At 38.6% G+C, this 20,770-nt stretch carries 18 protein-coding genes; 8 read left to right on the top strand and 10 right to left on the bottom strand.

Going from position 1 to position 20,770, the window contains the following annotated elements; genetic code table 11:
• Positions 1-239 precede the first annotated feature (239 nt).
• The 6 genes from murA to FFJ24_RS04320 form a co-directional block, all read right to left on the bottom strand.
• Positions 240-1,565: a UDP-N-acetylglucosamine 1-carboxyvinyltransferase gene (gene murA / locus FFJ24_RS04295; protein ID WP_138822878.1), complete on the bottom strand. Its 1,326-nt coding sequence runs from the start codon at positions 1,563-1,565 to the stop codon at positions 240-242.
• A gap of 72 nt (positions 1,566-1,637) precedes the next feature.
• Positions 1,638-2,324 (bottom strand): DUF4290 domain-containing protein, encoded by a 687-nt coding sequence (locus FFJ24_RS04300; protein WP_138822880.1) that lies wholly within the window; start codon positions 2,322-2,324, stop codon positions 1,638-1,640.
• Positions 2,325-2,977: 653 nt separating this feature from the next.
• Entirely contained in the window at positions 2,978-3,475 is a 498-nt protein-coding gene (locus FFJ24_RS04305) for a histidine phosphatase family protein (protein ID WP_138822882.1), read from the bottom strand.
• The gene (locus FFJ24_RS04310; RefSeq protein ID WP_138822884.1) at positions 3,468-4,499 is read right to left on the bottom strand and encodes a glycosyltransferase family 9 protein; all 1,032 of its coding nucleotides are present in this window, start codon (positions 4,497-4,499) and stop codon (positions 3,468-3,470) included. Before FFJ24_RS04310 ends, FFJ24_RS04305 begins: the two co-directional genes overlap by 8 nt.
• A 92-nt stretch (positions 4,500-4,591) precedes the next feature.
• A complete protein-coding gene (locus FFJ24_RS04315) occupies positions 4,592-5,194 on the bottom strand; it encodes a DUF4254 domain-containing protein (RefSeq protein WP_138822886.1) in 603 nt (200 codons plus the stop codon).
• 86 nt (positions 5,195-5,280) lie between these two features.
• Positions 5,281-6,960 (bottom strand): helix-hairpin-helix domain-containing protein, encoded by a 1,680-nt coding sequence (locus FFJ24_RS04320; RefSeq protein ID WP_138822888.1) that lies wholly within the window; start codon positions 6,958-6,960, stop codon positions 5,281-5,283.
• An 87-nt stretch (positions 6,961-7,047) separates the two neighbouring features.
• On the opposite strand from FFJ24_RS04320, the gene FFJ24_RS04325 reads away from it, so the two are divergent.
• Positions 7,048-7,677: a hypothetical protein gene (locus FFJ24_RS04325; protein ID WP_138822890.1), complete on the top strand. Its 630-nt coding sequence runs from the start codon at positions 7,048-7,050 to the stop codon at positions 7,675-7,677.
• Positions 7,678-7,760: 83 nt separating this feature from the next.
• On the opposite strand, the gene sppA is transcribed toward FFJ24_RS04325, so the two are convergent.
• Positions 7,761-9,527 carry a signal peptide peptidase SppA gene (sppA, locus tag FFJ24_RS04330; protein WP_138822891.1) on the bottom strand — a complete coding sequence of 589 codons (1,767 nt, stop codon included), beginning with the start codon at positions 9,525-9,527 and terminating at the stop codon, positions 7,761-7,763.
• 40 nt (positions 9,528-9,567) lie between these two features.
• Between sppA and folK the strand changes: the two genes are divergently transcribed.
• Positions 9,568-10,074 carry a 2-amino-4-hydroxy-6-hydroxymethyldihydropteridine diphosphokinase gene (folK, locus tag FFJ24_RS04335; RefSeq protein WP_138822893.1) on the top strand — a complete coding sequence of 169 codons (507 nt, stop codon included), beginning with the start codon at positions 9,568-9,570 and terminating at the stop codon, positions 10,072-10,074.
• Between the two features lie 107 nt (positions 10,075-10,181).
• Here the strand turns inward: folK and pssA are convergent, their stop codons facing one another.
• Both pssA and rho read right to left on the bottom strand, forming a co-directional pair.
• Positions 10,182-10,874, bottom strand: coding sequence for a CDP-diacylglycerol--serine O-phosphatidyltransferase (gene pssA, locus FFJ24_RS04340; RefSeq protein WP_138822895.1), 693 nt, complete (start codon positions 10,872-10,874; stop codon positions 10,182-10,184).
• 83 nt (positions 10,875-10,957) lie between these two features.
• A complete protein-coding gene (gene rho / locus FFJ24_RS04345; protein WP_138822897.1) occupies positions 10,958-12,700 on the bottom strand; it encodes a transcription termination factor Rho in 1,743 nt (580 codons plus the stop codon).
• A gap of 425 nt (positions 12,701-13,125) precedes the next feature.
• Here rho and pyrF point away from each other — a divergent pair, with 425 nt between their 5' ends.
• The 5 genes from pyrF to FFJ24_RS04370 all read left to right on the top strand — a co-directional run bounded on the left by pyrF (position 13,126) and on the right by FFJ24_RS04370 (position 16,407).
• On the top strand, positions 13,126-13,956 hold the full coding sequence (gene pyrF, locus FFJ24_RS04350) for an orotidine-5'-phosphate decarboxylase (RefSeq protein ID WP_138822899.1): 831 nt from the start codon (positions 13,126-13,128) through the stop codon (positions 13,954-13,956).
• Positions 13,957-14,031: 75 nt separating this feature from the next.
• Positions 14,032-14,409: a GxxExxY protein gene (locus FFJ24_RS04355; RefSeq protein ID WP_138822901.1), complete on the top strand. Its 378-nt coding sequence runs from the start codon at positions 14,032-14,034 to the stop codon at positions 14,407-14,409.
• Positions 14,410-14,504: 95 nt separating this feature from the next.
• On the top strand, positions 14,505-15,788 hold the full coding sequence (locus tag FFJ24_RS04360; protein WP_138822903.1) for a DUF2851 family protein: 1,284 nt from the start codon (positions 14,505-14,507) through the stop codon (positions 15,786-15,788).
• Positions 15,789-15,839: 51 nt separating this feature from the next.
• The gene (locus FFJ24_RS04365) at positions 15,840-16,055 is read left to right on the top strand and encodes a hypothetical protein (RefSeq protein WP_138822905.1); all 216 of its coding nucleotides are present in this window, start codon (positions 15,840-15,842) and stop codon (positions 16,053-16,055) included.
• Positions 16,056-16,188: 133 nt separating this feature from the next.
• Positions 16,189-16,407 (top strand): PspC domain-containing protein, encoded by a 219-nt coding sequence (locus tag FFJ24_RS04370; protein WP_029277136.1) that lies wholly within the window; start codon positions 16,189-16,191, stop codon positions 16,405-16,407.
• A gap of 167 nt (positions 16,408-16,574) precedes the next feature.
• Here FFJ24_RS04370 and FFJ24_RS04375 read toward each other — a convergent pair whose 3' ends face one another.
• Complete coding sequence (locus FFJ24_RS04375) at positions 16,575-17,234, bottom strand: ankyrin repeat domain-containing protein (protein WP_371716949.1); 660 nt, start codon at positions 17,232-17,234, stop codon at positions 16,575-16,577.
• 911 nt (positions 17,235-18,145) lie between these two features.
• Between FFJ24_RS04375 and FFJ24_RS04380 the strand changes: the two genes are divergently transcribed.
• Positions 18,146-20,737, top strand: coding sequence for a DNA translocase FtsK (locus FFJ24_RS04380; protein ID WP_138822907.1), 2,592 nt, complete (start codon positions 18,146-18,148; stop codon positions 20,735-20,737).
• Positions 20,738-20,770: the final 33 nt, after the last annotated feature.

Raw genomic sequence — 20,770 nt, forward strand, 5'->3', positions numbered from 1 at the left:
GGATCTTTCAAGGAGTTATCCCTTTCGATACATCCTTTTGAGTGGAGTGCAACGGAACCAAGAACCCGAAGGCTCAGCGAAGCTAAATCTGTCAAGTTAGATCTCTCCATTTCGCTGCGCTTCAGTCGGGATGACGAAAAACCATAAAAAAACGTCCGGTAATTACTCCCGGACGTTTTTCTTTATGTTATTTTCGCTTTGGGTATTACCTTAAACCCTCCACCTTCAAACCTTCTACCTTAGTGACCAGGCGCATCAGCATTTACACGCTTAATCTGTGCACCTAAGGCACGTAAACGGGTGTCGATATCCTGATAACCACGCTCAATCTGTTCGATGTTATAAATGGTTGATTTACCTTCAGCAGATAAAGCTGCAATTAATAATGAAACTCCGGCCCTGATGTCAGGAGAAGTCATGCTAATGCCGCGAAGTTTATATTTCTTATCAATACCATTAACGGTCGCACGATGCGGATCGCAAAGGATAATTTGTGCGCCCATATCAATCAGTTTATCCACGAAGAATAAGCGGCTCTCGAACATTTTCTGGTGAATGAGCACGTTTCCTTTTGCCTGTGTAGCCACAACCAAAACAATGCTCAATAAATCAGGTGTAAAACCTGGCCATGGCGAATCGGCAATGGTTAAAATCGAACCATCAATAAAGGTGTCGATTTCATAGTGTTTTTGCGATGGTACATAAATATCGTCGCCACGACGCTCTAGCTTGATACCTAGCTTTTTGAAAACCTCCGGTATTACGCCAAGCTCATCGTAACAAACATCTTTAATGGTAATTTCCGATTCTGTCATCGCGGCCATACCGATGAAAGAGCCAATTTCGATCATATCAGGCAGCATTCTGTGTTCTGTTCCACCCAATACTTTAACGCCTTCAATGGTAAGCAGGTTAGATCCAATGCCTGAAATTTTGGCACCCATGCGGTTAAGCATTTTACAAAGTTGTTGTAAATATGGTTCGCAGGCTGCATTGTAAATGGTAGTGGTACCTTTAGCCAAAACAGCTGCCATTACAATATTTGCTGTTCCGGTTACGGATGCTTCATCTAATAGAATATAAGCACCTTGTAAATTGGTGGCATCAACGTTAAAGAAAGCCTTTTTGCTATCGTAAACGAATTTTGCACCCAGTTTTTCGAAACCGATAAAGTGGGTATCCAATCTTCTGCGACCGATTTTATCGCCACCGGGTTTAGGAATTGCAGCTTTACCAAAACGGGCCAACAATGGTCCTACAATCATAATCGAACCACGTAAACCACCGCCTTTAGCTTTAAAAGTATCAGATTCGAAGAAATTTAAATCGATGTTTTTGGCTTCGAAGGTATAGGTGTCTTTATTAATGCGTTCAACAATAACGCCCAAATCGCCCAATAACTCAATCAGTTTATTTACATCTTTGATATCAGGGATATTGCTGATGGTTACTTTTTGTTCGGTCAGCAATACTGCAGATAAAATCTGTAAAGCTTCGTTTTTGGCGCCTTGGGGAGTGATTTCGCCTTTTAATTTAATTCCGCCTGTTATTTCAAATGCGTTCATATATTTTTAGTATCAAGTATAAAGTATCAAGATTGGGCGGATGTTTTAACCTTCCGCCTTCTGCCTTCAACCTTAATATTTAGGTTTATTGTTATTGTTGCGTTGACGGTTGTTATTGTTGTTGTTATTGTTCTGACGGTTTTTACCGTTGTTGTTATTATTGCTTCTGCCCCGGTTATTGTTATTGCTTTGGCGAGGGTTTTGCACTCTAAATTCTACCTTGGCCAGGTTAACACCTTCATCAAGTGATAACAATCCGCCAGAAAGGTATTTCAGATCTTTAATAATGGTATCATCGCTCACGTTATCTTTATTCCAGGTTACATAAGCCATTTTCATGAAATTTGCGATGCTCTGCACCATTGCCTTCTTAATTTCAGCATTTTCTTCACGCATGGCTTTTTCGATCAGATTTTCAACGGTTTTACCATAGTGTTTGTAGGTAATTCTTTGTTGAGGATAGGCCAGGGGCGCTGGTTTAATGTAAGCATTTTCGATTAATGGCTTTGGATACGGGCTATCTACATCAATCTGGTAGCCAGAAATAATGTGCAGGTGATCCCAAAGTTTATGCTTAAAATCGGCAACATCACGTAAATGTGGTTGCAAAAAACCCATCAGGTCAATTACCGCCTGGGCATATTTATTACGTTCTTCAATGGTGGGTAATTCGCAAATATACTTCACCATATTTTGTACGTTACGGCCATATTCCGATAAAATTAAATGGCTACGCGTAGTATTATAGTCAAAACTCATGTTCAGATAAATTAATGGGTAAATTTTCTGGCGATACGAATTATGAAATAACCAGAGGAGTTTAGGTTATGAATTCACCGAAATGTCTATTGCCAGATTTTCGTTTTATATAGTCAAAGTTAATAAAATTATTTGATTTGTGATATGCTTATCTAAATTGTGATAATTTAAGTGGGGTGATCATCTATCGTCCTCGTTTGTAACGAGGCTGCAAGAGAATAGCGATTCTATCGCTTCTATGCACTTAATTTGCATTACAAATGCGTCTCTCACTAATCCTCTTTGCAACGAGGACTATTTAACGATTATTTAATTTGTAGTATGCTTATCTAAATTCTGATAATTTAAGTGCGGCGATTTTTTTTTGGAAATGTTCGTTCAGTAGTTCTTGGCTTCTTCAGTCCCGCTGTCCCTGCTGCCGAAGAAAAATCGGCATTCGTTCCCATCGGGTTTATTTAACTGTGGATTGTGCCTGTCGCGAAAAATCTTTCTAGCGCCAATGAGCTAAAGTCATTTTAAGTATTTATGCATTTGGCTAAAGCTACTGAGTTAATGCAAACTCCCAATAATTTCCGTGTAAATCCGTGTTTCCGGGGCAATTAATTAACTGACTACTTGCCTTAATACTCTTAACTCCTTAATGGTAAATAAATCTAAACTTCATCACTATTCTTTGGGTAATCAAAAAAGACCAATTCACCAGTCCCTTTGCTCACCATCTGCCACGAATCAAAAGGAAAAGAAATTAATACCATGCCTGCAGTTGGAATGTTGTAAATGTCGGCGTCGCATAACTCGTTCGCAAAATCGGTAAAACCAGGGTTATGACCAAACATTACTACACTTGCAGCATCATCATCCAAGCCATTAAGCACTTTAAGCAAAGCTGAAGTATTGGCCTCATAAATAGATTCTTCAAATTGAATATGGTCTACATTGTAGGCTTCTGCAAAATATTTGGCGGTAGATTTGGCTCTTTTAGCCGGACTGCTCACGATCTGATCGATTTTAAAACCGCGGTTAATCAATCTTTCAGCCATTTCTGGCGCGTTTTCCTTGCCGCGTTTATTTAACGGCCGATCGAAATCTTTTAAATCTAAATTTCCCCAATCCGATTTGCCATGGCGGACCAGAAGTAGTTGCTTAGCCATTTAGTTTCTCTTTAATTTTATCTGCAATTGTTTCAGGCTTAATTAAGTCTATACAATTTTCAACACCGCAAAGGCAGGGTTTGTTTCCATAAATAGAATTTGGCCTCGAAGGATGGTCGATCTGAATACAATCACTTTCTGATTGCCCATAACCTAAAAAGCCGGCGTAAGGATGTGTTGGCCCCCAAACTGATACCACAGGTACACCAACAAGTGAAGCGATATGCATGCCTGAAGAATCCATGCTTAACATGATATCCAAATTCGAGATGATGGCAAGTTCTTCCGTTAAGTTAAAATTGCCGATTAAATTATGGGTATTCACATATTTTTTCGCCCAATCTTCTGCGATATCCTGTTCTGCTTTTCCACCTCCAAAAATGAAAATTTCGTGTCCTACTTTATTTAAGGATGAAATTACCTCTTCCATTTTTTCTAAAGCATATACTTTATAAACATGCTGAGCAAAAGGAGAGATGCCTATTTTTTTTGTGGCTTTATTAGCAAATAAATTTTGTGCATTTGCTGGAATTTCCTGCTGAGATTTATTTATTTTATGACTTAGCTTAACATTAAAGCCCAATTCGCGGAAAACATCAGCATAGCGCTCTACAGTTTTTCTGAGCGCTTTAAAAATCTTATTGTTAGTACGGGTTAATGCCTTTTTCTCAGCCCTTCCTTTATTAATCCGCTTAATTTTTGTTCCTGTTAAACGAAAAAAGGTAGAAATCGCCCTGCTCCTTAAATTATCATGTAAATCAGCTATAGCATCTGGTTTGTAGCTGCGGAGTTCCTGATAAAGTTTATATAGTCCATCTATCCCTTTATGAATGGTTTTTGGTTGGATAGGATGGAAGATGAGATGGGGGATATGATCGAAAAATGGTTTAAAAGCAGGCCGGCTTACCATAATGAGCTCGGCTGCCGGGTTCTGCTCCGAAAATTCTTGTAAAACAGCGGCTACCATGGCCACATCGCCCATGGCCGAAAAACGTAAAACGATGATTTTTTGAGTATATGTCATGTTTTTTACCACAAAGACACAAAAGCACCAAGTTTTTCTTTGTGTTCTTCTTGTCTTTAAGCGTGATTATTCTTTACTTTTCGCTTTAGTCTTTAACCTTTCTTATACAAAACCGGGTTTAAACTCGGGTCGTTATACATTTTCATCTGTTTGTACACTTTCATGTATTTCTTACCAGCTTCAATGTCAGCCAGTAATTCATCAATGCTGGTTGAAAGATCATCGCGCTGCGATAACAATACATTGAGTTTAGTTTGGCACTGTTCACGGTGTTCAGGTGAGGCAGTTTCTCGTTCGGCCTCTTCACGCATGTGGTAAATTTTCAAAGCCAGGATAGAAAGCCTGTCTATTGCCCATGCCGGACTTTCTGTATTGATTTTTGCCTCTGGCAAAGCAGCAATTCCCTGATAAAGATTTAAGAAATAGCCATCAATAAACTCTACCATATCAGTACGCACCTGGTTTTGTGCATCGATACGTCTTTTCCAGCTCAAACCTTCAACAGGATCAATCTGTGGATTGCGCACCACATCTTCCATGTGCCACTGGGCAGTATCAATCCAGTTTTTCAGATAAAAAAGATGCTCTAAACTTTCTGCATCGTAAGGGTTTTCAACCGGATGGTCAATATCATCAAACTTGTGGTAGTCTGTAATGACCTGATTAAATATGCGGTTGGCAATTTCACTTATCATGGGGACAAAGTTATGTTTTTTTACTACAGATTTTCATAGATAAACACAGATTTAAGCTTATCTGTGTTCATCCTTTTCATCTGTGGTTAATTTGGCTTTTTACTATTAAAGAACGCAGTAATCTCCTCTAAGGAGAAAGCATTTAAACATTTATTGGCACTTAAGCCGCCTTTGCGGGCCACTAAAATACCGTAATGCATATCATGGAAACCTTCGGTACGGTGGGCATCTGGATTTACAGAGAGTAACACACCTTTTTCTAAAGCATAGCGGTGCCAGCGCCAGTCTAAATCTAAGCGTAAAGGGTTGGCATTGATTTCGATTACTACTTTATTAGCTGAGCAAGCATCGATAATTTTTTTGTAATCGATCGGATATCCGGCCCTGCTTAACAATAAACGACCAGTTGGGTGGCCTAAAATGGTGGTATATGGGTTTTCGATGGCTTTTAACAAACGTGCTGTAGCTTTGGCTTCATCCATCCGGAGATTACTGTGCACAGAAGCGACTACAAAATCGAATGTTTTTAGAATATCATCTGAATAATCTAATGAGCCATCGCTTAAAATGTCGCTCTCAATACCTTTGAAGATTTTAAAGGGAGCGAGTTTTTTATTGAGCTCGTCTATTTCCTGGTGCTGGCCGAAAACGCGTTGTTCGTTTAATCCTTTTGCATAAACTGCGGTTTTAGAGTGGTCGCAGATTCCTAAATATTGAAGATTTAAGTTCTCTTTGCAATATACGGCCATCTGCTCTAAAGTGTGTACACCATCGCTCCAGGTCGAATGATTGTGCAAGCTACCTTTTAAATCTTCGTATTGAATCAGCGTTGGGAGTTTGTTTGCTTTGGCCAGTTCAATTTCATCAAAATCTTCGCGTAGTTCAGGTTCGATAAAAGCTAATCCCGCCTTGCTGTAAATTTCTTCTTCATTTGCGAAAGGTCCATCGCCAGCTAAAGCCAACACTTTTTCAACATGTTCGGTATTTCCGGTTAATATAAACCACTGTAAATAAAAAGCTGATTTTTCAACAACGTGTAGTTTTATCCTAAAACCTGCCTCAGTAGTGCAGATAAACAAGTTTTCAGCTTCGATAAGCGAAAGCGGGTCGAAAGCAGGTAAGCTTTGTTTAATGTTTTCGATATTTTCTGTACCGATTACGATTTCCAGCTCATCAATAATTTCGCATGCCCTGCGGTACTGACCAGCGAAGCCCAAAAGTGCATTGTCATCAATATTGGCAGTCCAAACAGAAAGTTGCGTAAACAAAGTTTTGGCAAAACCTTCTACCTGTGCATATAAAAACCTGCCATTTGCGGCAAGTTTAAACTCAATGGCATTTTTAATTTCTTCCTGTGTTTTTAAACCGAAACCTTTGGCTTCAATCAGGCGGTTTTCGTTACAGGCGTAATACAGTTCACCAATGCTCTCTATCCCCAGCGTACGCCAGATAATGAAAATCTTTTTTGGCCCTATGCCTTTGATGGCCAGCATTTCCACAACGCCTTCGGGCGTTTTCTCCAGAATTTCGTTAAGTTCTTTTAATTCTCCTGTTTGGAGAAGTTCTATGATTTTGGAAGCCAGTCCTTTGCCAATACCGTCAATTTTATCCAGTTCATCCAAAGGTTTGTCTTTTAACGCAAAAGGCAGTTTATCTACTTTAAAATAGGCGTTTGCGACTGATTTAATCTTGAAAGGATTTTCTTCATGCAGTTCCATAAGCTGCGATAAGAGGCGTAAAGTGCGGGCGATGGTCTTATTTTCCATAGGGGGGTAAAATTAGGAAATAATGCCTCAAATCCTTAAGGGCGGACAAATTAAAACACAATTTTATTAAAGCGTTGTTTTACACTCATGAAATCTATAAAAACTGTCCTTTGGGGATTAAGCATAAGTTTGGCAGCATGCCAATCTGCCAATAAAAATGATCAACAGAAAACGGATTCGGTAAGTAACCTAAAATCGGCGACAACTCAAGCTATGGATGGACGGTTCCTGATTGTAGCCGGTAAATCCATTGGCGAAATTTCCTTAGGAGAAAATATGGAACAGGTAGGTGAAAAACTTGGGAGACCTGATGACGGCGATGCCGCAATGGGAAAAGCCTGGGGGATTTGGTACAGTGATGATTCGACAGGAAAGCATCCCAACGAAATTGCGGTATATTCTTCTTATCGGGATACCAGTATGCTTGTAAAAGATGTAAAACAGATCAGGATTACCTCGGATAAGTTTAAAACACAGGATGGTTTGGCAACGGGCACTACGATGGAAGAAGCAAAAAATAAATTTCCAGCTATTGAAAAACTTTCTGCCTATTTGAATGAAGATAAAGATACCATTACCGTTTACGATGCGAAAAAAGAGGGTATTGGCTTTGAATTTCTAAAAGGGAAAAGTGTTTCCATAACGGTTCATCCGGTAAATACTCCGGTTAACGCTACTTATTTAACGCTACATCCGGAGTGGAAATTGATTGAATAAATAGAGAAATTTAGATAATAGATTTGAGATGGATAACTTTAGATTAGACCTCGCAGGTTTTTGAAACCTGCGAGGTCTGAATTTTACTTAATTACTGCTTCAAATGGCATGCGGGCCTGAATTCCAGAGCTTGCGATTACCTTTTTCATTTGCTGATAAAGCATATAATTATCACCAAGTTCTTGTTTGGTATAATAGGTCTTAATCCTGTCTGTACCTTCATCCATTAACGATTTCCATGGATCAATTACATCCGGATATTCTACAACCTTATAGTTCTTTAATTTAGCTTTTTTAGCAGCAGCCTTAATGGCATCCTTAAAACCTCCGATTCTGTCGGCTAAGCCAATTTGAACAGCATCTGTTCCGATCCAAACGTGGCCACCGCCAATACTATCGATATAGGCTTTGCTTTTCTTTCTGCCATCGGCCACACGACTCACAAAACCGCTGTAAATTCTGTTTAATTCATTCTGGATGATGAATCTTTCACCTTCCGTCATAGGGCGGTTGGTGGCCATAATATCGGCATATTTACCGGTTTTAACGCCATCAAATGTAATGCCCAGTTTGTTGGTCATTAAGTTCTGGAAGTTAGGGATAATTCCAAATACACCGATAGACCCCGTAATGGTATTCGGTTGTACAAAAATACTATCGGCAGCACAACCAATATAATAACCGCCTGATGCAGCCACATCGCCAAAGGATGCAATAACCGGCTTTTCTTTCCTGGTCAGTACAACCTCTCTCCAGATCACGTCTGAAGCTAACGCGCTACCTCCGGGAGAGTTTACGCGAAGTACAACCGCTTTAATATCATCGTCTAAACGAGCCTTTCTGATTGCTCTGGAAATGCGTTCTGAACCAATCTGGTTATCAGAACCTTCTCCTCCGTTAATTTCTCCATTGGCATAAATTACGGCAACTTTATCTTTTCCTTCGCCTGTATCGCTATTGTTTTTGGCATAATCGTTAATCGAAACAGAGCGAATATTCTCTCCTCTGGTTCTGCCGGATAATCCTTTTAATTCCTCTAAAATCTGATCTTTGTACTTTAAAGCATCGATCATTTTAAAGTTTACCGCATCTTGTGGCTGCTGCACCTTGTAGTTATCGGCAATGTTATTAAGGCTATCTTTTTGGATATTTCTGCTTTGCGCAATATCGGTTAAGAAAGTATTGTATAAACCACCAACATAAGCAGTAACCTGTTTACGGTTATAATCGCTCATTTTATCCAGGATAAATGGCTCGACTGCACTTTTGTAATTTCCTACACGTATAACCTGCATTTCTACACCAACTTTTTCTAATGTTCCTTTAAAGAAAGTTAATTCTGAGCTAAATCCTTTAAATTCTAATGCACCTTCGGGATTTAAATATACTTTATCAGCAACAGAAGCCAAATAATAAGCCCCCTGAGTATACACTTCGCTATACGCGATAATTTTTTTATGCGATTTTTTAAAATCGATCAGCGCATTCCTTACCTCACGTAACGTAGCAAAACCCGCATTGGGGCTGCTCACATTGAGGTAAATGCACTTAATATTATCATCTGTTTTGGCTTTTTGCAGCGCTTTTAAGAAGTCGTTTAAGCCTATGGCTTCTTTTTCCTCACCTCCAACAATTGGCAGGTTTCCGAATGGATTTTTAGGTGTACGCTCGGTAATGGCCTGATCTAAATTTAGAAATAACACCGAATTGTTGGACACAACAACTGTTTTGTCGCTATCAATTGAAGATATTAAACCCACTACAACTACGAAGCAGATAATAAATACAATTACTATCGATAAGAAAAAGCCCAACATAGAGGCAAATAAATACTTAAAGAATTCTCTCATTTAAATGTTTTAATTTTGTGCTGTAAAGATATAAAAATACATGATGCTTAATCAAGCTTTAGAGTACAGTACGGCTTATTTGTTACTGGGTGGAAATTTAGGTAACAGGGAGGCAAATTTGAAAAAAGCCATCGAACTATTGAACGATAAAATTGGTAAGGTGATAGCCATCTCATCTCTTTATGAAACGGCAGCATGGGGCAAAACTGACCAGCCTGCATTTTTAAACCAGGCAATAGCTTTGCAAACCAATTTAGGTGCTTTGGAAGTTTTAGATCTGGCATTAAGTATTGAACAGGAATTGGGCAGGGTGAGGAAAGATAAATGGGGGGAGCGCTTAATTGATATTGATCTGATCCTTTTTGGAGATCAAATCATCAATATTCCGGATAAACTTCAGGTACCTCATCCGCATATGCAGAGCCGGAAATTTGTGATGGAACCCATGGCCGAGATCGCCCCCGAAGTGCTGCACCCTGTACTGGGAGAAACGATTTTGTCCATCAGTCGCAATATTGACGATCCCCTTGAGGTTAAAAAACTGTAGCGCATTAACTTTTAATTTTTGCAGAGAAGGAACACCGTTTTTAAAGGATCAATCTAATGCGCATTGATCTGCGATTTTAATCTTCTTAATCTGCGGGAAAAACTTAGTTATATTTTGTGATTAGCCGTAGCACCCCTAAAATGCAATACCGATAAAGCAATATACAGTACCAAAACAAAAGGTATTGCCGCGAATTTTAGAAAGGCAATTAATACTGCCGATAGGATGAGGAAAATAAATTTGATTTTGTTTTTATTCCAGCTTAGATTGCTGAATTTTAAAGAGAATATTTTTATTTCGCTCACCAGTAAGAAGCTGGTTATTGCCGTAATGGCGATCAGTAAAATACTGGAGGAGATCATCTGTGGATAATCGTGCGCAATAAAAGGTAAAGAGCAGATAAACAAAGTATTCATAGGCGTATTCAAGCCAATAAAATCTTCTGTTTGCCTCGTATCATTGTTGAATTTTGCCAGTCTAAGTGCCGAAAAAACAGTAATAATAAAACCAAGATAGGGAAGGTATTCAGATGAATAATCACTTGCCTTTAACAGGTGAAACATAATTACCCCGGGTAAAAACCCAAAACTTACCATATCTGCCAAAGAATCAAGATCTTTACCAATTGCCGATTTTACATTTAATAAACGGGCAACCATACCATCAAAAAAATCGAATATTCCGGATAAAATAACGAAATAAGCTGCGGTTTCTAAATTGCCTTTAAATGCAAAAACGATTCCGATACAACCAGAAAAAAGGTTTGCACAGGTAATCGCATTAGGGAGATGCTTTTTCATAGGGTTTGAAGGCTGGAAGGCTGGAAGGCTGGAAGGTAGTAGGCAAACCCTCATACCCTCAACCTTCCAACCCTTAACCTTATTTAGCTGTTCATCGAAATTAAGAACTCTTCGTTACTTTTTGTTCCTTTTATTTGAGATTGAACAAATTCCATTGCTTCCTGGCTGTTCATATCAGCAAGGTGGTTACGTAGAATCCAAACACGTTGCAAAATATCCCTATCTAACAATAAATCATCTCTACGGGTACTTGAAGCGGTAATATCAATTGCAGGGAAGATACGTTTGTTAGATAATTTACGGTCTAATTGTAACTCCATGTTACCTGTTCCCTTAAATTCTTCGAAGATCACCTCGTCCATTTTAGAACCTGTATCGGTTAGTGCGGTAGCCAGAATAGTTAGTGAACCACCATTCTCTATATTACGTGCAGCACCAAAGAAACGTTTCGGTTTGTGTAATGCATTGGCATCAACACCACCCGATAATATTTTACCAGATGCAGGTGCAGTGGTATTGTATGCTCTCGCCAAACGGGTAATCGAATCTAAAAGGATTACCACATCATGTCCGCTTTCTACCAAACGTTTCGATTTCTCTAAAACAATATTGGCAATTTTAACGTGACGCTCAGCCGGCTCATCAAAAGTTGAGGCAATTACCTCAGCCCTTACACTACGTGCCATATCTGTAACCTCTTCCGGGCGCTCATCAATTAATAAGATAATTAAATAAACTTCAGGGTGGTTTTTAGCAATTGCGTTAGCCACTTCTTTCAATAAATTGGTTTTACCTGTTTTTGGCTGTGCAACAATTAAACCACGCTGCCCTTTACCAATTGGTGTAAACAAATCCATAATACGGGTAGAGTAATTGCTGTTATCCGTAAATAAATTTAATTTTTCAGTTGGGAAAAGTGGTGTTAAATAATCAAAAGGAACACGGTCGCGAACCTCAGCAGGAATTCTGCCATTAATGGTTTCTACACGAACCAGTGGGAAATACTTTTCGCCTTCTTTTGGCGGACGGATGCTACCTTTTACCGTATCACCGGTTTTTAATCCAAAAAGTTTTATTTGAGACTGAGATACATAAATATCATCAGGAGAAGTTAAGTAGTTGTAATCTGCAGAGCGCAAGAAACCATAACCATCAGGCATAATTTCCAAAACCCCCTCATTTGTAATTACATTATCGAAATCCAGGTTAGAATAACTGTTTTCGTTTTTGTGGTGGTTGCCACCACCTGGTTGTTTTTGCTGGCGATTTTCGTCTCGCTGCGGTTTTTCCTGTTTTTCTTTAGGTTCTTGTTTTTGTTTTGGAGCCACCGGAAGCACTTCTGCACTTTCTTCTATTAAAGCAGAGATTGGCTTTACACTTTCTTCGGCTTCAACAATTCTGTCGGGCTGTCTTTCCGGCTGTTGTTGGTGTTGAGGCTCGTCAAATAATGTTACAGCATCTCTTCTTCTTGTAACCGGCGCCGCAGGCTCATCTTTTGTTAGCCTTGCTCTTTTTTTAACAGGCTTGTCGGCAGTAGTAGCTGCTGGCTTATCGGCTACCACTGTAGAAGCAGCGGCTGCAGCTGCGGCAGCAACTTTTGGTGCTTTTGCAGCTTTGGTTTTAGGCGCAGGAGTAGCTGCAACAGGTTCGGTTTCGCTATAAGGATCTGCACCAGCTTTAGCGGCATTTATAATTTCTTGCTGGTGTAAAAGTACTTCAACAAGGTCGATTTTTCTTAGGGAGTCGGCACCTTCAATGCCATAGCTTTTTGCTAGCTCACGTAATTCTGTTGTGAGCTTATCATTTAATTCTGTTTTACTAAACATTCTAAATATATATGTTTCAAGAAATTTTTCATTTGTTTATAACGGATGTTTTCTGTTATAAATTTGCACAGGCTTAAAAAATATTTGTGTTAGCGTAAGCCCGGCTTTTCATTGTGCATAAGTTCTTAAGGCTATAAAACATTAAATGAGTTCATTAGGGATAATGCTCAAATTGTTTCATAATTGTTTACAAGCTGAATAAAAAGCAATATTTGCTTTTAAAAAATGGTAACAAAAAACAAGTCTTGATAAATTTTTCTGGGATATTCAGATAAACGGTTGAGAAATTATGGTGCAATTGTATGTATTTGAAACGTAATCTGCAAGCAAAAGTTTAAAATGTTTATAAAAATAATTGATGTGCGAATTATTTTTTCGCTCAGAAAACTTAAAAATCTTCATATTTGCAGCAAATAAGCCTATATATGACCAAAGAGCAACTTTTCGAGCAGATACAAAAAAAACGTTCATTTTTATGTGTCGGATTAGATTCTTCATTGGATAAGATACCACAGCATCTGTTGAAATACGAAAATCCGATTCTGGAATTCAATAAACAAATTATTGATGCCACAAAAGATTTGTGTGTGGCTTATAAGCCCAATACTGCTTTTTACGAATGTTATGGCAAAAAAGGTTGGGAAACCTTAATTGAAACCTGGAAATATATGCCACAAGATATTTTTTCTATTGCTGATGCTAAACGCGGCGACATTGGAAATACTTCTGCCATGTATGCCGAAACTTTTTTTAACGCTGCATCGTCTGAAATGAGTTTCGATTCGGTTACCGTTGCACCTTATATGGGCAGCGATTCGGTAACGCCGTTTTTAACATTTAAGGATAAATGGGTAATTCTATTGGCTTTAACCTCAAATGCGGGGCATGCCGATTTTCAATTGCAGGAAATTGGAGCAGAAAGGCTGTTCGAAAAAGTGATTAAAACCTCACAAACCTGGGCAACAGATGAGCAGATAATGTATGTAGTTGGGGCTACACGCGGTGCGGCATTTGGCGATGTACGTAAACTGGCACCAGATCACTTTCTTTTAGTACCTGGGGTTGGTGCGCAGGGTGGCGATTTAAGTGAAGTGTGTAAATATGGGTTAAATTCGCAATGCGGATTATTGATCAATTCATCAAGGGGGATTATCTATGCCAGCCAGGGAGAAGACTTTGCCGAAAAAGCCAGAGCAGAGGCTTTAAAACTGCAACAGGAAATGGAGCAGATTTTGATTAAAGCAGAGCTAATTTAACCACAGATGAAAAGGATAAACACAGATTTTAGTTCCAAATAATCTGAGTTGAAATATTTTTAATAAATTAGTTTCATGAATAACCTAAATGAAATCACTGAAAAAGTAATTGGAGCTGCATTTATAGTTTCAAATACATTAGGAAGTGGTTTTTTAGAGAAAGTGTATGAGAATGCATTATTCATTGAGATAAGAAAAGCTGGACTCGGTGTAACAAAACAACAAGCCCTTCAGGTTTTTTATGACGAACAGGTTGTTGGAGATTACTTTGTTGATTTGTTTGTTGAGAATGAAGTGATTGTTGAGTTAAAAACGGTCAAAGATATAACAGATATCCATCAGGCTCAATTGATGAACTATTTAATCGCTTGCAATAGGCGCTGTGGTTTAATTATCAATTTTGGTAAACCTAGAATTGAAATAAAAAGAATGCTTAACGGCTATGATCTCTAAAAATATCTGTGCTTATCTGTGTCCATCTGTGGTTGAATATATAAAAAGAAAATAAAGGTTATACAACTCTTAAGAATAATTCATTATCTTCAAGGATGAATTTTCCAGAAGATTTTCTTCATTATGTATGGCAATTCAGGTCGTTTGATTATAACGGACTGCAAACCTGTGATGGTGAAAATCTGGAAATCATCAATACGGGATTGCTTAACCGAAATGCAGGTCCGGATTTTAACCATGCCAAGATTAAGATAGGAGAAACGCTGTGGGCAGGAAATGTAGAAATTCACTTAAAATCATCTGACTGGTTAAAACACAACCACCAGGTTAATCCTGCGTATGAAAATGTAATCTTACATGTTGTTTACCAGCATGATGCTGAAATAACCAGGATGGATGAAACCATTTTGCCGGTTTTAGAACTGAAGAGCCGGATTTCAAAGGATCTGATCAGCAAGTACGAAAACCTGTTCCTCACCTTAACTGATTTTCCTTGCATTTCCCAGATAGGAAGGGTAGATGAGTTAATCGTAGATTCTTTTTTGTCAAGAACATTGGTTGAGCGTTTTGAGCAGAAAACAAATGCTGTTACAGAAACCTTGAATGAATTAAACGGGAATTGGGATGAGACTTTCTACCGCTTTATGGCCCGTAATTTTGGTTTCAAAATAAATGCCTTGCCTTTCGAGTTATTTGCCAAGGCTGTTCCACAGCATATTTATGCCAGGCATAAAAACAATCCACACCAGATAGAAGCATTGGTTTTTGGTGCTGCAGGCTTTTTAAATGATCATTTTGAAGAAGAATACCCGCGGAAGTTAAAAGCAGAATTTCAGTTTCTCCAAAAGAAATATAACATTACACCCATTAATGTTTCCCTTTGGAAGTTTATGCGCATGCGTCCTCAAAATTTCCCAACCATTCGTTTGGCACAATTTGCAGCATTAATAACCAAAGCCAATCATCTTTTTTCTAAAATTATGGAAATAAAGAATGTGGCTGAACTGCGTAGCTTATTTGAAAACCTGCCCGTAAACGATTACTGGAAAACACATTATCATTTTAAAAAGATAGCTTCCACCGTAAATATACAGATCGGAAAAACATCAGTAGATAATGTCCTCTTAAATACCGTCGCCTTGTTTTTATTTGCTTATGGAAAACATACAGCAGCACAATATTTTATCAGTAGAGCCGTAAAACTGTTAGAAAGTTTGCCTGCTGAGCAAAATGCAATTACCAATAAGTTTACTGAAGCAGGCGTGAAGATGGAGAATGCATTTGCCTCTCAGGGAATTTTGCAATTAAAAAAGCAATATTGCGATGAGAAAAAATGCCTGTCTTGTGGTATTGGAATTAAAATTTTAAAACAGGCCTAAGCTTTTCTGCTTTCCGGTAAAACTTTATACACTATAATCTGTTTCCACATTATGGAATTTCCACACGAGCTAAAAGAACTATATCCTAATCAGATTACTGAGGTTAGGGGTAATGCCGATGCCTTAACTGTTATTTTAAACAGAGATGTCGATATCCATCAATTTAAGGCAGAATTGATTAAAAAGTTTTCAGGATTGGAAGAACAACAAACGCTTTTTATAAAACATGAAGATAGGCAGGATTTCGAAAAATTAATTTTGGAATAAATGCGTTTTCGTTTGCCATTAAAATTTAACCAATTAAATTTCCTAAATTAGATTCTGAAATCATATAATGGTTTCGGTTTTGGATAGTTTTTATTTTGTGCAGTGCGATTAAGATTTTTAAAATAAGCTTAAAATGTTCCAGAGAATTATCACTTATTTTGAACAGCAGAGTTTTGGAGTGTCTACCTATTTAGCCAATAAGCTGAATATGAGTACAGCTAAAGTGAGACTGTTTTTTATTTACTCATCGTTTTTGGCGGTGGGTTTTCCTATATTATTTTATTTTTTAGCTGCTGTTGTGCTCGATATCAGAACATACATGAAAAGAATGCGGCTGAGGATCTGGGAATGATTTCAGTAGGCAGTTTTCAGTTGGCAGTGTCCAATTTGCAGTTAACAGTATCCGGTTTTCAATTGACCGTATCTGGTTGGCAGTTTTAAGTTAATAGTATCTAAGTGCTAGTTGGCAGTATTCAGTTGACAGTTAAATTAACTGGAAATTGAGAATTGAAAACTGAACTAGTCATCATCTCTTAAAATTTCGGCAATTTCATTAAAGCCTTTTTCTGCGGCCAAATCTGCCGGGAGTTTTCCGCCTTCCATGCGTAAAGAAACTTCCGCTCCGTGTTCTAACAGTAAAATAATCAATTCAATATTTCCAAGTTGAGCAGCAGTGTGTAAGGGAGCTAAGCCTGCTTTCTGACAAACATTAGGGTATGCGCCCGCATCTAAGAGCATTTTAGTGATATTAAAATTATTAGCTGCAACTGCCGAGTGGATTGGAAATACATTGAAGCCATTTTTTGATGCCAGGTTTACTTCAGCGCCTTTTAAAACCAGAAAACGGGCCAATTCCTCATGTCCGAAATAGCAGGCTAAACCAAGCGGTGTAAAGCCATCTTCAGAAAATTCATTGATACTGGCAGGGTTTTGAAAAATCAGTAGCGTAGCCGCGTCGAATTTGCCAACGGCACAGGCCTCAAACAAGGTTAAATGATCTACAAACTCAGCAATCAAATCTGCTATTTCTTGTTTTTTGTAATAACAAGCCAATAACAATGGCGAAATGTGATGAGAAGTATTAATATTTGCCAATTTTGGATTTTCAACCAAAATTTCTTTTACTGATTGTAAATTTCCAGCCTCAATTTGCTCTTCGAGTTGCGTTATACCCATCATATTGTTTCAAAAATCGCTTTAAATTAACGAAAATTAAGGAATTGTAAACTTTAATGCTTAAATATATATAGTGTGAGGCAATCTACCAAGGCTTCGGCGGTTAAAAAACTATTATGTTTCCAAAAAGAACCAGCGGACGAAAATTGCCAGCTGAAAGCTGCCAATTGATTTGGGCGTTCCCCAAGCTACGCAAGGGGCGGGCTTTGCAGGGCTGCGCTGCGCTCCGGTACCGATGAAGGATCGGTACTGGACCCTTACAATCCCTAACGCGGTATTAATGGAAGAAGACACTGAAGTGACTAGTAGTTTTCAGCAATCTGTTAAATCTGGGGCGGTAATATTATATTAATATTTAAGAAAAGATTTTTCACTGCTTTCAGAATGACATAGTTTAAGCACTACAGGCCCAGGTTAAATAAACCTGATAGAACGGAAAGCCCGGAGTATAGCGAGGACTTGAAGGGATAGCAGGACTACCGTAACCGAAAAGCACCGAAGCCTGCTTTACAAATAATATTGAATAAATAAGTTGACAAGGTCCTTCGACAGGCTCAGGATTGACAAAAAAATCCCGTTTAACCTCTCCAGGTAAAACGGGATAAAACCTAAAACAAAATCCGCTTCATTTGATAAAAACGTCACAACTTGTGTGTTGTTAAAATAATAGACAATAATTTCTGTTTAAGGTTTAATGCCTGATGAATATTTTTATTTAATTTAAGGCAGATTAAAAAATAAGGTATAAGGATATATTTACCTGGGTTTAATGCGTTGTTTTAAAAAGAGGAGGCATGGCAGAAAGCATATAACAGTAATGGTTACAGTTTGTAATTATTTTTTTTGTCAGGCTTTCGTTAATGCTGCGCAGTTTTATCTAAGTTTGTTCAATATTAAATTATTTAGGATAGAAAATGTCGGTAAGGGGTAACCAGTTTAAAACCAATACATTCAGAGATAAAGGTGCAGAAAGTGCACCCGGCAGATCATCATCAGGCAGGCAACCGAAAGAAAAAAGAGATTTTTTGCCAAGCTTCGATCTGGCAGATGGCCGTGCAGTTAAAATTGCAGGACTGTTTTTTGTGATCTTATCGTTATATTTTTTAATTGCCTTTACTTCATACCTATTTACCTGGCAGGATGACCAGAGTTATGTAATCGATGCCAATGGTGGTTGGGGCAATCTTTTTAAAACAGCCGAAGAATTAAAAACTGCTGGTGTTACCACGCCTGTTGTTCAAAACTGGCTGGGTAAGTTTGGCGCATTATTGTCACATCAGTTCATTTACGAATGGTTCGGTATTGCCTCTTTCCTGTTTGTTCTGGCCTTTTTCATTATCGGTTACCGTCTGTTATTTAAAGTTAAAATCCTTTCCATCTCTAAAACATTAGGATACAGCTTTTTCTTTTTACTGTTTATTTCATTAACCTTAGGTTTTGCACATGGTTTCTGGTCAGAATCACCACACTACCTGGAAGGTGAATTTGGCTATTGGAGCAATAAATTATTGAGTGCCCAAATTGGCGCGGCCGGTGTTGCCGGGTTAATTGCTTTTGCCGGGTTAACCATTTTAATCATTGCATATAATATCGATTTTAAATTTCCGGAACGTAAGGCAAAAGAAGTTTACCTTGATAATGAAACACCAGATTATGTAAACGATATCAGGGAGCAGGCGGTAAAAAACAAAACTTTTGAAGAGCCGTCTGCGCCTATTGAATTTCCGGTGCGCGATAAATCTGTAAATAACGAACGTAAACAACAGAACGTAGTATTACAGCCAAACCGTTTCGAGGAAAAAGAAGAGGAAAAAACGGTAACACCTGTGGTATTATCTCCATTGGCGGCTAATTTGCCATTGGCTACTGCTGCGGCTACATCATTGCCTCTAGTGGTAGAACCACCAATTGAAGTGGAAAAGGAACCTGCTTTTACAATAGAAAAAACCGAAGAAGAAAAAAAATCGGATGACCTGGTTGAGCAATTTGGCAATTATGACGAAAAACTGGATTTATCCGGTTATAAATATCCAACCATTGATTTGTTAGAAAATTATGGTACGAATAAAATTTCGGTAAATGCTGAAGAACTCGAAGCCAACAAAAATAAAATTGTGGAAACGCTTAATCATTACAATATTGAAATTGATAAGATTAAGGCAACCATTGGCCCAACGGTTACCCTTTACGAAATTATTCCGGCCCCGGGGGTCAGGATTTCGAAAATTAAAAACCTGGAGGATGACATTGCACTTTCGTTAGCTGCCCTGGGGATCCGTATTATAGCACCAATGCCTGGTAAAGGTACCATAGGTATCGAGGTGCCGAATCAACATCCGGAAATGGTACCTATGCGCAGTATTTTAAATACCGAAAAATGGAGTCAAACCACTATGGATTTGCCGATTGCCTTAGGTAAGACCATTAGCAATGAGGTATATATTGCCGACCTGGCTAAAATGCCGCACTTGTTGGTAGCAGGGGCAACCGGTCAGGGTAAATCGGTGGGTATTAACGCCATTTTGGTTTCGCTGCTTTTTAAGAAACACCCTGCACAACTTAAATTCGTACTCGTCGATCCTAAAAAAGTAGAGTTAACCTTATTTAATAGAATTGAAAGACACTTTTTGGCAAAACTGCCTGGAGAGGCTGATGCCATTATTACCGATACCAAAAAAGTAGTGAATACGTTAAACTCACTTTGTATCGAAATGGATCAGCGTTACGATTTATTGAAAGATGCACAGGTTAGGAATTTAAAAGAATACAACGATAAGTTTGTTAAACGCAAACTTAATCCAAATAACGGCCACCGCTTTTTACCATTCATTGTTTTAGTAGTAGATGAGTTTGCCGATTTAATGATGACGGCAGGTAAAGAGGTGGAGGCACCAATTGCACGTTTGGCACAATTGGCGAGGGCTATTGGTATTCACTTGGTTCTGGCTACTCAGCGGCCATCGGTAAATATTATTACGGGAACCATTAAAGCCAACTTCCCGGCCAGGCTGGCTTTTAGGGTATTGTCGAAAATCGATTCGAGAACCATTTTAGATAGTGGTGGTGCCGATCAGTTAATTGGCCGTGGTGATATGCTCTTATCTACCGGTAGCGACTTAATCAGGCTACAGTGTGCTTTCGTTGATACACCTGAGGTAGACCGCATTTCTGAGTATATCGGTAACCAGCGCGGTTATGCTGATGCCTATCAACTGCCAGAATACATTGATGAAGCAGGAGAGGGAAGCAAGGCCGATTTCGATCCGAACGAGCGTGATAAGTTTTTTGAAGATGCGGCAAGGTTAATTGTAATGCATCAGCAGGGCTCAACTTCATTAATACAGCGTAAACTTAAATTAGGTTATAACAGGGCCGGTCGTATTATCGACCAGTTAGAGGCTGCCGGAATTGTTGGCCCTTTTGAAGGAAGTAAAGCAAGAGAAGTTTTATATCCTGATGAGTATTCTTTGGAACAATTCTTGAATGGTATGGATAACAAGGATTAGATTAAACCATTTAACAATAATCTACTCTAACGT

It is taken from the genome of Pedobacter sp. KBS0701, assembly GCF_005938645.2.
Taxonomy (GTDB): domain Bacteria; phylum Bacteroidota; class Bacteroidia; order Sphingobacteriales; family Sphingobacteriaceae; genus Pedobacter.

Excerpts from the sequence above, each read along its gene's own strand:
- murA (WP_138822878.1), bottom strand. The coding sequence starts at position 1,565 with ATGAACGCATTTGAAATAACAGGCGGAATTAAATTAAAAGGCGAAATC.
- FFJ24_RS04300 (WP_138822880.1), bottom strand. The coding sequence starts at position 2,324 with ATGAGTTTTGACTATAATACTACGCGTAGCCATTTAATTTTATCGGAA.
- FFJ24_RS04305 (WP_138822882.1), bottom strand. The coding sequence starts at position 3,475 with ATGGCTAAGCAACTACTTCTGGTCCGCCATGGCAAATCGGATTGGGGA.
- FFJ24_RS04310 (WP_138822884.1), bottom strand. The coding sequence starts at position 4,499 with ATGACATATACTCAAAAAATCATCGTTTTACGTTTTTCGGCCATGGGC.
- FFJ24_RS04315 (WP_138822886.1), bottom strand. The coding sequence starts at position 5,194 with ATGATAAGTGAAATTGCCAACCGCATATTTAATCAGGTCATTACAGAC.
- FFJ24_RS04320 (WP_138822888.1), bottom strand. The coding sequence starts at position 6,960 with ATGGAAAATAAGACCATCGCCCGCACTTTACGCCTCTTATCGCAGCTT.
- FFJ24_RS04325 (WP_138822890.1), top strand. The coding sequence starts at position 7,048 with ATGAAATCTATAAAAACTGTCCTTTGGGGATTAAGCATAAGTTTGGCA.
- sppA (WP_138822891.1), bottom strand. The coding sequence starts at position 9,527 with ATGAGAGAATTCTTTAAGTATTTATTTGCCTCTATGTTGGGCTTTTTC.
- folK (WP_138822893.1), top strand. The coding sequence starts at position 9,568 with ATGATGCTTAATCAAGCTTTAGAGTACAGTACGGCTTATTTGTTACTG.
- pssA (WP_138822895.1), bottom strand. The coding sequence starts at position 10,874 with ATGAAAAAGCATCTCCCTAATGCGATTACCTGTGCAAACCTTTTTTCT.
- rho (WP_138822897.1), bottom strand. The coding sequence starts at position 12,700 with ATGTTTAGTAAAACAGAATTAAATGATAAGCTCACAACAGAATTACGT.
- pyrF (WP_138822899.1), top strand. The coding sequence starts at position 13,126 with ATGACCAAAGAGCAACTTTTCGAGCAGATACAAAAAAAACGTTCATTT.
- FFJ24_RS04355 (WP_138822901.1), top strand. The coding sequence starts at position 14,032 with ATGAATAACCTAAATGAAATCACTGAAAAAGTAATTGGAGCTGCATTT.
- FFJ24_RS04360 (WP_138822903.1), top strand. The coding sequence starts at position 14,505 with ATGAATTTTCCAGAAGATTTTCTTCATTATGTATGGCAATTCAGGTCG.
- FFJ24_RS04365 (WP_138822905.1), top strand. The coding sequence starts at position 15,840 with ATGGAATTTCCACACGAGCTAAAAGAACTATATCCTAATCAGATTACT.
- FFJ24_RS04370 (WP_029277136.1), top strand. The coding sequence starts at position 16,189 with ATGTTCCAGAGAATTATCACTTATTTTGAACAGCAGAGTTTTGGAGTG.
- FFJ24_RS04375 (WP_371716949.1), bottom strand. The coding sequence starts at position 17,234 with ATGATGGGTATAACGCAACTCGAAGAGCAAATTGAGGCTGGAAATTTA.
- FFJ24_RS04380 (WP_138822907.1), top strand. The coding sequence starts at position 18,146 with ATGTCGGTAAGGGGTAACCAGTTTAAAACCAATACATTCAGAGATAAA.